Genomic DNA, 12,549 nt, shown 5'->3' with positions numbered 1-12,549 from the left:
GTAATGAGGTATGCCTGACAAGCACCAAGTCATTGAGGAGCCGTGTGAGGTGAAAGTCTCATGCACGGTTTTGAAGACCAGCGGGTCTTGTGAGGGACTCGCTGAGTTTAATACTTGCAAAGAATCCAAAAAATGAATATTTGCCAGAACTGTATCTCGTTTTAGATGATGAGTGCGAACATCACGAAGTCATGTAGGCATCACACGAGAAAATGCCGATACCTTGCAAGAGCTTATTCAAACAGCAGCAGTTGAAGGTGAAGTTGTCCAACAAGATACAACCCCATTTGGTCAAGTGTTTAAAGTAGATTGGACTGTATTAAGCACCCAAGATGTTCAACTCCGAACAATTTGGGAAATTACACCAACAAATCCCAACCCTCGCTTAGTTTCTGCCTTTATTAAGTGATATGGAAAAAATTAAACTGTTTGATACCGTAGCCATTATCAATCCAGTTCCAATTGAGCGATTGACCTTAGTAGAATCCGATTACACATCTATCCGAAACTTGCCTGCCGGACAAGTTGGAACCATTGTTGAAGTATACGAAGAAACAGAACACTGTCAGTATTTAGTAGAATTTGCTGACACCCAAGGGCGTGAATATGCAATGGCTACTTTAAAAGAAGATGAACTTTTAGTTTTGCATTATGAACTCATAGTTGCCTAAAGATAAAGCCGCTTCACGAACCTTTCTAAGCAAATGCTAGAAAAGAGCGGCGCTACACACAGAATATGCGATCGCCCTTATCCACTAAACGTTCTTGATAGACAAGAGCGATCGCTACAACTTCGCCTTGCAAATAACACTACCTGCGTTAACTCCTTGGTTCGCAGTTGCTCTATGCTGTCACTCTTAGATCGAAGTTCCAGAACAAAATCAGGACATAAGGGTACAAATCCCTCTTGCTCTTGGGGAGTGAGTGCGTCCCACCGTTCTTGAGATACCCAAACCGCATCAGGAGAGCGATCTGCTCCGTTAGGGAGGTGAAAGCCAGTAGAAGAGTTAAACGTCTTACCCAGTTTAGTCTGACGGTTCCACAACCACAGTTGCCCTTCTATATCCAAATTTCTATTTCCTGTAGTGCCTCCAGTTGGAGCCATAACAATTAACTCTCCTGTCGCCGTTCGTTCCAGTTGTAAATCTCGATTCGTGATCGCTAGCTCAACCAACTGCTCGTGAGTAACAGTAAGTTTGAGTGTTGGTGGAATATTGACTGGAATGGGCTGCGATGATTTGGCTTGTGTCATTGTTGCGCCCTAGAGGTATCTAAATGCTGAACAGCTTACTGGTTAGGTAATACAGACTGTTTAATAAACGCCATAAATTGCTCAATGAGTTGAGGATTGCGCCAACCTTTTTCAGTTTCCTGAGAAATTAGTTCTAAAGCTTCATCTGGTGTAAAGGCACGTTTGTAAGGGCGCTCACTAGTCAAGGCATCGTAAATGTCGAGGATTTGGAAGATTTGAGCAAGATAAGGAATGGCATCTCCAACTAAACCATCCGGATAACCACTACCATCCCATCGCTCATGGTGATAACGAATAATCGGGATAACACCCCGCATCGTTCGTAGCGGTTTGCAAATTTTCTCGCCAATCAGGACATGACCGTTCATAATCTCCCGCTCTTCAGGAGTGAATGTCCCTTTTTTCAACAGTACGGCATCAGGAATCCCAACTTTGCCGATATCGTGGAGATAACCCCCCCACATCAAATTCCGAATATCTTCTCTCGGAAGCTGGATGTATTCTCCAAAAGCTTTACCCATCGCAACAAGACGCTCACAATGATCACCTGTATTTGGGTCACGGCTTTCAACCGCTCTTGCCATTGAGAAGAGAACCTGTTCGGCGTGGTCTAAATCTTCATTCAGACGCTTCTGACGAACGAGGGACTTGACTCGTGCTGAGAGTTCTAGGCGGTCGAAGGGCTTGGTCAGAAAATCATCTCCCCCAGCTTCGATGCCCATAATACGCGATCGCTTATCGTTAAGCGCTGTTATGAACACCACCGGAATCAAGCGAGTTTGTTCATCTTCTTTGAGACGGCGACAAACCTCAAAGCCATCCATTCCTGGCATCATGACATCCAGAAGAATCAAATCTGGATTTCCTTCAATAACTCGCTTTAGTCCTGCTGTGCCACTGTCTGCCTCTAGTACCTCATAGCCCTCCACTGACAAAAGAGCCACTGCCGTCATTCGGCTGGAGGGATGGTCATCAACCACAAGGACTTTAGCTTGAAAAGAATCCACAGGAATTAGCTCGGAAGCGATTGTTCCAGATCTGGATAGTGTTGAAGCACCTAATGAATTAAACATGATTTAGGGCAAATCTAGGCTTTTACTCGGCTCACTGGAGAGCTTGGTTCTGCAAACGGGTTTCTTATAACCATTTACTACAACGGTTGACCCGTTCACTCCTTCTCAGGTGTGGGAGGTCGTGACACCTTCCGTTAACTGTTGTCCGTTGACGGCTGACAGAAAAACAGTCAACGAGCAACAGCCAGCAGCTAACTGAATCCCCCATCTTTTGGTTGGGAGAGACATCTAATAGTTTTTGTATTTTAATCTGTAATACATCAATTTTAGAAACTTAATTTAGATATTTTAAATACGATTTTTTTAGAGGAATTTAATGCCGCTTACAAAGTAAAGGGATTAAACAGTCATATTTTTGATAATAGCCATCGCTTAGTCGTGGATTTAGGTAAATGTACTCGCGATCGCAACTCCGGTCTTTCTATTAGTTCGCTTCCAGCTTCTGGTCGGCTGAGTCATTGGATATTTCCCACAATTCAACTGTCGAGAGGCTGGCAAGAGGCACTCGGAAAGCAGGTTTAGACATTGATTGTCTACAAAGGTAGACTCTAGCTAAACCCATCAAAGCTATTCCTACTTCATTATTTAATTTAAAAGTCAGGCTTCATCGGTTCTTCACAAAGCAGAGTAGAGTACATCAGCGTTACAGGAACATTTCTCCTCAAAAATTTCCCAAAAATTGGCATTGTGAGAGAAGAAATCCAAGGATAAATTGCAACTTAGCTAAAATTTAAATGTGTACAAAAGTTAAGTAGATAATGAGCTTGAAAAACGCGACCAGGCACTAAAGTGTCAACTCGTAAAAGCTTGATAATCTTAACAACTCTTAAAATTTGACCAGCGCTTTTGCCAGCGGGATGTCGGCTCTAAAGATGACTCCTGCTGTTCCAAGCGACGCCGCTCCAAAATAACGGCTGCTGGGTCACATAAATGAGGATCGCGATGGGGAATAGCTGCACGAGTCTGCAAATGCTCCTCTGACCGCACAGAAAGAGTCGGTAAATCAGTAGCCGTGAAACTCGCCACGGTTCCTGGTTGCCTTGCTCCCACTTGTGAAGTCGAGCCAATCTTAAACCCAGCAGCAAGCAAGGCATGACGTACAGAGGCAGCACAAGAGTATGTGGCAAGTTTTCCATCGGTTGCACAGCAGCCAGCTAATTGCTGGAAAAACTCTACTGTCCATAACTGAGGACAACGAGGTGGCGAAAAGGGGTCGAGAAAAATTGCATCAGCCTGAAAGTTGGATTGACGCAACTGCTGAATTGTCTCTCTAGCATCACCGAGACGCAGTTCGGCGGACAACTGATTGGTTTGAAGGCAAAGAGAAGTTGCCATAATCTCCAGCCATTGCGGGATAGGTGAACTCCAAGTACTGAGCAAACTCTGTGCGATCGCAGTTCTTGGCACCGTTGGGTCTAATTCTAGGGCAATCAGTTCGACACGACAGTTAGGATTATTCGCCCAAATCACTTCAAGAGCAGCAGCCGTGTTGTAACCCAGACCATAACAGACATCAAGCAGTCGCAGTACTGGTTTTTGGGCTTTCTGAGCGAGTTGACATGGCTCAACAAACTTCAGGAGGGCTTCTTCTTTTGCGCCCTGAGTACTGTGAAACGATTCACCAAACTCGTTCGAGAAGAAGGTAAATGAGCCGTCAGCCGTTAACTGTGGCGCAAAGCCGCTGTCTTGCATCGTTAGATATCTCCAGAGTTTATATCCTGCTAACAGACTAGACTTTTTGCATAAGTGCCAAAACCCTGGAGATAAGTATTAGTGCTACGTCATCGTAGTTGACTTATGCAGGCATTGGATCTGATAATGCTAGCCACTTGCTGCTTCATTCATAACTTCTTTTATAAAACATCTATCTTTATAGGTAATTTAATTGAATTTGTGAAGGAAATTTATCAATTTCTGTGTTTCAGGAAGTAGGTTGTGGTATCGTGTTGCCCAATGCTGGCTACGAACTTCTAGGACTTAATTAAGCTAAGGCAGTGATGATTAACTGGGTGTTACAGGAACTGCGTCATCAATTGAAGACTGGTCAAGCAACTTCCCATAGCAGTCGTAAAACACTTTACGGACTGGGAGATGAAGTCTCGATAATCAACTCAAAGAGCCAGCAGCCATGTGAACGATTAAGAATAGTACAGAGTGTTGCCAAGTTGAGTGTACTGGGAATAAGTGTTGCGATCGCATTGCCTAGCCACTTCGCTTCTGCTCAGATTATCCCCGATACCACGTTAGGAGCTGAAAGTTCCTTCCTACAACAAAACGGTATTGTTAACGATCTTCCGGCTGTCTTAATTGACGGAGGGGCAGAACAAGGCATAAACCTATTCCACAGTTTTCTAGAATTCAATGTTGGGAATGGACAACGGGTTTACTTTAACAATCCAGTAGGGATTGAAAATATCCTCAGTCGGGTAACAGGCAATAACCTCTCTAGCATCTTCGGAACGCTTGGTGTAACGGGAGGAACAGCTAACCTGTTTTTGATTAATCCCAACGGCATTATTTTTGGAGCAGGCACAACTCTAGATCTTGGTGGTTCGTTTGTCGGGACAACAGCTAATGCGATTCAGTTCCCCGATGGAAATACGTTCAGTGCTTCTGAACCCAATTTTCCCTCGCCAACATTGACAGTAAATCCATCAGCATTTCTCTTCAATCAAATTGCAAATCAGTCAACGAGTTCTATTGAAGTTACACCCGGTACCGTTTTATCAGTTGGGGCGGAAGGAAATCCGAGAAGTCTCTTACTAGTGGGAGGTAATGTCTTTATTAATGGCAGCACTCTAGAGGGTGTAGATGGTAGTCGAGTTGAAGTAGCAGGATTTACAGGAGAGGGAAGTGTCGGGTTAACGATTGAAGGCAGTGCTTTAGACTTGATTTTTCCTTTCAATGGTGTAGTAGGAGCTGATGTAACGCTCAACCAAGCTTTAATCAATGTAGGCACTATCGCCAATGATGCCGATGGTATCCTGCTTGTCGGTGGAACAGTTTCTCTTACAAATGGCAGTCAACTGAGTAGCAGCGCATTTGGCGAGGGAGACGCCGGACTCATCTATTTGCAAGCAGATAATGTTTTTATCGACAACAGCAGCCTCTTTAGCACAGCCGAAGTTGGAGCAAGCGGTGATGCTGGTGGTATCTTGATCGAGGCAGAGTCAGTCTTACTCAGTGGAGCGATACTAGACACAACTAATTCTGGCTCTGGAATTGCGGGAGATATGGTAATCAATGCCCGTAACCAAGTTTCTCTTATCAATAGCGAGATCACTAGCCAAAGTGGAAACGAGATAACAGATGACTTTGGTTTTATTGCAATCTCATCTACAGAAGGGTCAGTTCTTCTCGATCAGTCCACTATAAGTACTACTAACTTTGGTTCGGGATTTGCTGGGGACATTAGTATTGCGGCATCTGATGAAGTTTCGATTCTCAACCAAAGCGGCGTCTTCAGTCGAGGAAATTTTGGACGTATCTATATTGGTGAATCTGAGGAGTATTCCGCTATCTCGCCCAACTTAGTTGCGATCGACAATTCAACGTTGAACAGCGACAACTCCAGTTATGAAGGACCAGGAAGTATCGATGCAGGAGGTATATCGGTAACAGCGAACGACCTGGTTTCCATCACTAACGGCACTCAGCTATCTAGTAGCACGCTGAGAGAAGGAGGTGCTGGAGCAATATTTGTGCAAACCAACGGCGGCGATGTCTCTCTCAGTGGTAGTAATACAACCATCTTCACCACGGTGGAATCAGGAGGAATCGGTACTGGTGGCAATATCCAAATCAGTACAGACTCACTGTCTCTAAGTGATGGCGCGCAACTACAAACCCTAGTGCGTGGCCCGACAACATTGGATGACGGCACAGTAATTCCGGGTGGGGTAGGAGATGCTGGTGTTGTATTCGTGCAGGCAACAGATGTATCTCTCTCCGGTTTGGGTAGTGCCATCTTTAGCACCATAGAAGAGGGAGGCTCTAGTCCTAACGCTAGTAACAATGACTTTGCAGGTAATATCTTCAGTGCTCTTTTTGGCGGTGGTGACCCGGTCATTGGTTCTATTTTGATCTACACTGACTCACTCTCCTTAACAGATGGTGCTGAACTCAATTCCAGTACATTTGGAACTGGAAATGCAGGAGGTGTACTGGTACTGGCGAGCGGTGATGTCTCTGTCTCAAACAACAGCAAAATTGCTAGTGGTGTGGCAGAAACAGGTGTAGGCAATGGTGGTGCAATTTTGATTGGTGCAGAGTCGCTTGAGGTTGAGAATTCTGGCGTGACGACCTCAACGTTTGGAGATGGGTTTGCTGGACTTATCGTTGCGGCAACCAACAAAGATGTTGTAGTGGCAGGTGCTGATAGTGGCATCTTTAGTATTGCGGACTCAGACAGCCCAAACGCCGCGGCTGGGGGAATTGCGATCGAGGGTAGGTCGCTTTATATCACAGATGGTGGGACAGTCACTGTAAATAATCAAGCGGCAGGAGAGGCTGGGGGCATCTTTGTCGAAGTTTACCGTGATATCTTCATACTCAACGGCGGCACCCTTTCCGCAACGACATTATCCGGTGAGGGTGGTGATATTGATTTGATTACAGGGGACTTTTTAGTGTTAGGTGATAATGGCAATATTTCTACGACCGCAGGTTTAGCACCAGGAGGTGGCAATGGCGGCAATATAAATATCAGCAGCCCCTATGTCATCAGTGCGCCTTTAGACGACAACAATATTACAGCTCAGGCTTATACGGGAGATGGGGGTAGGATTGAAATTAACACCAATCGCCTGTATGCGATCGCACGTCGTGACCTCGATTTCCTAGACTCGAATGACATCACGGCAAGTTCAAGGTTTGGAATCAATGGGATAGAGGAAATCAACAGTGTAGATATTGACCCAACTCAAGGATTGACGAACTTACCTGCCAATCCTGTTGATCCATCCAGCCTAATTGCTCAAAACTGTACTCCTCGTAGCAGAGACTCAGCAAGAGAAGAAAACAAGTTTACGATCACCGGACGCGGGGGCTTGCCGCCTAACCCAAATAGCACTCTTCAGAGTGAATCGGTAGTAATCAACTGGGTAGAGGGTGACCAACCCGTGGAGAATCCTACGGAAGAGCCAACTTCAGCAACGCCTGAAAGTGCGATTCCGACTACGGCTAATGTGCCAAAAACTCCTACCTATACTGAAGCCCAAGGATGGGTGATTGGTGAAAAGGGCGAAGTAGTCCTTACCGCACAAACACCCACTGTTACACCTCATAACTCCTCGCTGACATCAGCAGCTATCTGTAATGGTTCGTAAAGTCTACTCGCGTCAATATTTGCCCTACTTGCCGCTAAGTTTGTTAGTGCTGACTACCAGCTTATGTGTTGAAACGGTGAAGGCAGAAACAGTTGAAGAAACTGAATACTGTAGGATTAACGTCTCCCCGTGCGATTCTCCGGCAAGGGACATTGCACAATCACAGGATGATTTGGATATAGGTGTGTATGCCTTACACTCAGCAAATCTATCAGGTGGAACCGGAACCTTAGGGGACGCAAGCCTTGCATCCCTACAAGAACTTTGTCGTCCAACAGAAGCGACAAATGTCGTCCCATCATGCAATGCTCCTACACAGAAGGGGGATTTAGTTTCCCCCATTCCCTCACACAAAGGGGAAACCGGAGGAGAGCGGTTAGCTTTATCTACACCGTCTGGAGTTGATATCGTTCAAGCGACAGACTCACTCGCGCAAATTCCCCAAGTCCCGCAACTGCCTTCAGATATCGAGCTACCAACAGATGTACAAGAACAAGAGCCGCCGTCCGAAGCGCCGCTAGAACCGCAACCTCCAACAATCCTGCCACCACCAGAGGAGTTACTGAACTCACCACAGGGGATTCCCCCAACACCTGATCCTATACCTGGTAGAGTTCCAGAAACGATTACGGTTGAACGATTTGAGTTTGAGGGCAATACCGCAATTAGTGATGAAGACTTAGCAGAAGCGACGGCTCAATTTACGAATAAATCCATTTCATTTGCCGAACTCTTCCAGGCTCGTTCCGCTGTTACCCAGTTGTACCTTGATCGAGGGTATATCACCTCTGGTGCGCTCATTCCACTGCAAACGATTGAAGGCGGTGTAGTCAGAATTCAGGTGGTTGAAGGGGGATTGGAATCCATTAATGTTAGGGGAACCGAACGGCTGAATCAGAGCTATGTGCGATCGCGTCTGGAAATTGCAACAAAAAAGCCCTTAAATCGCGATCGCCTCCTAGAAGCGTTGCAACTGTTGCAACTCGATCCTCTGATTCAAAACCTCTCAGCGGAATTGGCAGCCGGAACCGAACCGGGTTTAAGTGTACTAGACGTGGTGGTGACAGAAGCTGAAACGTTTAGTGTGCAATTCAGCGCTAACAACAATCGCGCCCCCAGCGTTGGTACCTTTGACAGGGGAGTACAGCTTACCCAAGCTAACTTACTGGGAGATGGTGATGGTTTGAGATTGGGCTACAACAATACCAGTGGTAGTAATGGGCTAAATATTAGCTATACCCGACCCGTCAACCCCCAGAATGGCACCCTTACCTTTAGCTTCGGTACCACAAATAGTGAGGTAATTGAGCCTCCCTTTGAACGACTTGACATTGAGGCAAACTCACGCTACTACGAACTCACATTCCGTCAGCCCATCTACCGAACCCCCACAGAAGAATTTGCCTTTGGTTTGACAGCAACCCGCCAAGAAAGTGAAACCTCACTATTGGAGATTCCCTTTGCCCTTTCCTTGGGAGCAGATAACCAGGGACGGACTCGCATTTCCGCTGTGCGCTTTTTCCAGGAATGGACAAAGCGTAATAGTAATGAAGTCATCGCTGCTCGTTCCCAATTCAGCTTCGGAACTGGCGCATTCGATGCCACGATTAACGAAGAGGCTCCCGATAGCCGCTTTTTTAGCTGGCGAGGACAAGCGCAGTGGGTACGGCTTTTGGCTCCCGACACTCTGTTACTGGTTCGTGCTGATGCCCAACTGGCAGATCGGGCGCTTGTACCTTTAGAGCAGTTTGGCTTGGGGGGTCAAGAAAGTGTTCGAGGTTATCGTCAGGATATTCTCCTAACCGATAATGGTGTATTAGCCTCAGCGGAGGTACGGATACCTGTTCTCCGTTTACCGCAGCTAGAGGACAGTGTTGTACAGCTAGCTCCATTTGTTGATATTGGCGCAGCTTGGAATAATTCAGGTAGACCTGACCCTGACCCAAATGTCTTGGCATCCATTGGTCTCGGCTTACAGTGGCAGTTGGGCGATATTCTTACGCTTCGCCTAGATTACGGCATTCCCCTTGTGTCTATTTCTTCAAGTGACCGAACATGGCAAGAAAGCGGCTTTTATTTTTCCATCATTGCGTCTCCTTTCTAAAGCGAAAAACTCTTTTTGTTGGGCTTTTTCTCGTTTCCTTTTTACTGGTTCAAGGGTTTGCCTGGTTCTGGGACATGGAGCGATCGCCTGTTTTTGCCAAAAATTCTCCTGATGTTCCAGTTGTTCAGGGATTACCCAATACCTCCCAGTTGCTGCAACAGGGTAGAGAACTCTATGAAGCGGGACGATACACTGAGGCAATCTCGGTTTTGCAACAAGCCTTAGCTGTTTTCCAGAGTGAGGGTAATGTCCTCCGGCAAGCGATGACGTTGAGCAATCTTTCGTTGGCGTATCAGAAACTCGGTTCCTGGACTGAGGCAGAACAAGCGATCGCAAATAGCTTAAAACTCCTGCAAGCAGAAGAAGCTGCCGACTCACAGAAGACAACCCAACGATTGCAAATTCTCGCCCAAACCTTGGATATTCAAGGTAGTCTACAACTTGCGATCGGACAGCCCGAACAAGCACTGACAACTTGGCAACAAGCTGCCGCTACCCATACTCAACTCGGCAATCAGACGGGAGTGATTGGTAGCCGTATTAATCAAACTCAAGCGCTACAAGCTCTAGGCTTATACCGTCGCGCCTTATCAACATTAGAGGAACTCAACAAAACGCTTCAAAATCAACCCGACTCAATCAACTTAGCGATTGGCTTGCGTAGCTTGGGTGATGCCTTGCAGTTAGTAGGCAACCTTGATAAGTCGGAAGAGGTTTTAAAACAAAGCTTGGAAATTGCTCAACGCTTGCAATCACCTGCCGATATCAGCGCGGCTTTGTTCAGCTTGGGTAATACGATTCGCGCTCAACATAGTAGCAACACTAGTCAGCAACAGCGTGGTTCCGACACAGCTATATCCTTCTATCAACAAGCCGCTGAATTCTCCACCTCACCGACAATCAAGGTACAGGCGCAATTAAATCAACTGAGCCTATTAGTAGAAACAGAGCGATTTTCAGAAGCAGAGGCGCTAGTGTCCGAGATTCAGTCCCTATTAGCGGATTTGCCTCCCAATCGAACAGCCGTCTATGCCCGGATTAACTTAGCTCAGAGTTTGCTCAAGCTATCAGGTGCTGAAAGTAAGCAAGCAGCCGAACAATTAGCTGTTGCAATCCAACAAGCGAGAAACTTAGGTGACCAAAGGGCTTTAGCTTATGCTCTGGGAAATCTTGGTGGATTGTATGAAAAAACTGGGCAATTGAGTAATGCGAAGGACTTAACAGAGGAATCACTACTTCTCGCTCAAACGATTAATGCCTCGGATATTTCCTACCGTTGGCAGTGGCAGTTAGGACGATTGCTAAAAGCACAGGGCGATCGCGAAGGTGCGATCGCAGCTTACACAGCGGCTGTCGATACTCTCAAAGCTCTACGCAGTGACTTGGTGAGTATCAACCCGGATGTTCAATTCTCATTTCGAGAAAGCGTCGAACCTGTATATCGAGAACTCGTTAGCTTGTTGCTGGAATCTGATGGCAGTGAACCCAATCAAAACAACCTTGCACAAGCCCGTGTTGAAATTGAATCTCTCCAGCAAGCGGAACTGGTGAACTTCTTCCGAGAAGATTGCCTGAATGCAAGCGCAATTCAAATTGACCAGATCGACCAGAAAGCTGCTGTTATCTATCCAATTGTTCTTGAAGACCGCTTAGAGGTTGTTTTATCGTTACCCAACACTAAATCTCTAAGCCATTACGCAACTCGTCTACCTCAAGCGGCTGTAGAAGATGTTTTTACGAGACTGCGTGCTGCTGTTTCTCCTGATGGTATTGGTGATAGAGGGATAGGAGTCACAGGCAGGGAAGAGTGCCGCTCACTAGATATTCAGGGAAGAGCGTGCAGTGCGCCTCCGGGACAACAGGAGCCATACTTACCACTGGCTCAGCAGGTGTACGATTGGTTAATCCGACCTGCTGCCTCACAAATTGCCGCTAGTGATGCGAAAACGCTTGTTTTTGTGCTGGATGGTCCTTTACTAAATCTGCCAATGGCAGTCTTGAATGATGGGGAGCAGTTCTTAGTTGAGAAATATGCGATCGCACTTACTCCAGGATTGCAACTCCTAGACCCAAAACCCCTACTACGCGGTAAACTCACTGCTCTCAAAGCTGGACTCACAGAAGCGCGTGGCGATTTCCCTCCCCTGCCGTATGTTGGGCAGGAATTGGAACAAATTCGCTCCGAAGTCCCAGGTGAACTGCTACTCAATCAGGACTTTACTAGCAGCGCCATCCAAAGCGCGATCGACTCGGTACCTTTTCCCGTCGTTCACTTGGCAACCCACGGTCAATTTAGTTCCAACGCTGAAGATACATTCATTCTCACTTGGGATGACCGCCTCAACGTCAATGAGATCAACAGCCTCCTACGAGCGAGAGAAGACAGTGGTAGAAATGCTATTGAACTCCTAGTTCTCAGTGCTTGCCAGACAGCAACTGGAGATAAACGAGCCGCCTTGGGGCTAGCGGGTATAGCCATACGCGCTGGGGCACGCAGTACAGTAGCAACCTTGTGGTCTGTCAGTGATGCTGGCACCGCAGAACTAATGGTGCGATTCTATCAGCAGTTAGCTGATACCACAATTACCAAAGCCGAAGCCCTCCGCCGCGCTCAAGTTGAGCTACTAAAGGGTGATTATCCAGATCCTTTTTACTGGGCACCTTACGTTTTGATAGGAAATTGGTTGTAATTGGTTGTTGGTTATTGGTTGTTGGTTATTGGTTATTGGTTGTTTGTTATTAGTTGTTAGTGTTGTCGATAAGTTACACAATTTTGATTTTGGGTTGGATAAA

At 46.4% G+C, this 12,549-nt stretch carries 8 protein-coding genes; 5 read left to right on the top strand and 3 right to left on the bottom strand.

Annotated elements, in window-relative coordinates; all coding sequences use genetic code 11:
• Positions 1 to 172 precede the first annotated feature (172 nt).
• Together H6F98_RS24075 and H6F98_RS24070 are read left to right on the top strand one after the other, a co-directional pair.
• Positions 173 to 409, top strand: coding sequence for a DUF6883 domain-containing protein (locus tag H6F98_RS24075; protein WP_192221231.1), 237 nt, complete (start codon positions 173 to 175; stop codon positions 407 to 409).
• Position 410: 1 nt separating this feature from the next.
• Positions 411 to 671 (top strand): DUF4926 domain-containing protein, encoded by a 261-nt coding sequence (locus tag H6F98_RS24070; RefSeq protein WP_192221230.1) that lies wholly within the window; start codon positions 411 to 413, stop codon positions 669 to 671.
• A gap of 77 nt (positions 672 to 748) precedes the next feature.
• Here the strand turns inward: H6F98_RS24070 and H6F98_RS24065 are convergent, their stop codons facing one another.
• The 3 genes from H6F98_RS24065 to H6F98_RS24055 all read right to left on the bottom strand — a co-directional run bounded on the left by H6F98_RS24065 (position 749) and on the right by H6F98_RS24055 (position 4,017).
• Complete coding sequence (locus H6F98_RS24065; protein ID WP_192221229.1) at positions 749 to 1,252, bottom strand: Uma2 family endonuclease; 504 nt, start codon at positions 1,250 to 1,252, stop codon at positions 749 to 751.
• 35 nt (positions 1,253 to 1,287) lie between these two features.
• Entirely contained in the window at positions 1,288 to 2,325 is a 1,038-nt protein-coding gene (locus tag H6F98_RS24060; protein ID WP_192221228.1) for a two-component system response regulator, read from the bottom strand.
• Between the two features lie 816 nt (positions 2,326 to 3,141).
• Complete coding sequence (locus H6F98_RS24055; RefSeq protein ID WP_192221227.1) at positions 3,142 to 4,017, bottom strand: tRNA (5-methylaminomethyl-2-thiouridine)(34)-methyltransferase MnmD; 876 nt, start codon at positions 4,015 to 4,017, stop codon at positions 3,142 to 3,144.
• Positions 4,018 to 4,322: 305 nt separating this feature from the next.
• Between H6F98_RS24055 and H6F98_RS24050 the strand changes: the two genes are divergently transcribed.
• From H6F98_RS24050 to H6F98_RS24040, 3 genes are read left to right on the top strand one after another with little or no spacing between them, the layout of a single operon-like run.
• Positions 4,323 to 7,652: a filamentous hemagglutinin N-terminal domain-containing protein gene (locus H6F98_RS24050; RefSeq protein ID WP_192221226.1), complete on the top strand. Its 3,330-nt coding sequence runs from the start codon at positions 4,323 to 4,325 to the stop codon at positions 7,650 to 7,652.
• On the top strand, positions 7,642 to 9,756 hold the full coding sequence (locus tag H6F98_RS24045) for a ShlB/FhaC/HecB family hemolysin secretion/activation protein (protein WP_192221225.1): 2,115 nt from the start codon (positions 7,642 to 7,644) through the stop codon (positions 9,754 to 9,756). The genes H6F98_RS24050 and H6F98_RS24045 overlap by 11 nt, the downstream gene beginning before the upstream one ends.
• Complete coding sequence (locus tag H6F98_RS24040) at positions 9,708 to 12,446, top strand: CHAT domain-containing protein (protein ID WP_242058671.1); 2,739 nt, start codon at positions 9,708 to 9,710, stop codon at positions 12,444 to 12,446. Before H6F98_RS24045 ends, H6F98_RS24040 begins: the two co-directional genes overlap by 49 nt.
• Positions 12,447 to 12,549 lie beyond the last annotated feature (103 nt).

The organism is Microcoleus sp. FACHB-SPT15, from assembly GCF_014849525.1.
GTDB classification, from domain to species: Bacteria; Cyanobacteriota; Cyanobacteriia; order Cyanobacteriales; family Coleofasciculaceae; genus Symplocastrum; species Symplocastrum torsivum.
This window is presented reverse-complemented; position numbering and strand designations above follow the sequence as displayed.

What these genes read in the sequence shown, in the direction of transcription:
- H6F98_RS24070 (WP_192221230.1), top strand. Translation starts at nt 411, where the DNA reads ATGGAAAAAATTAAACTGTTTGATACCGTAGCCATTATCAATCCAGTT.
- H6F98_RS24065 (WP_192221229.1), bottom strand. Translation starts at nt 1,252, where the DNA reads ATGACACAAGCCAAATCATCGCAGCCCATTCCAGTCAATATTCCACCA.
- H6F98_RS24060 (WP_192221228.1), bottom strand. Translation starts at nt 2,325, where the DNA reads ATGTTTAATTCATTAGGTGCTTCAACACTATCCAGATCTGGAACAATC.
- H6F98_RS24055 (WP_192221227.1), bottom strand. Translation starts at nt 4,017, where the DNA reads ATGCAAGACAGCGGCTTTGCGCCACAGTTAACGGCTGACGGCTCATTT.
- H6F98_RS24050 (WP_192221226.1), top strand. Translation starts at nt 4,323, where the DNA reads ATGATTAACTGGGTGTTACAGGAACTGCGTCATCAATTGAAGACTGGT.
- H6F98_RS24045 (WP_192221225.1), top strand. Translation starts at nt 7,642, where the DNA reads ATGGTTCGTAAAGTCTACTCGCGTCAATATTTGCCCTACTTGCCGCTA.
- H6F98_RS24040 (WP_242058671.1), top strand. Translation starts at nt 9,708, where the DNA reads ATGGCAAGAAAGCGGCTTTTATTTTTCCATCATTGCGTCTCCTTTCTA.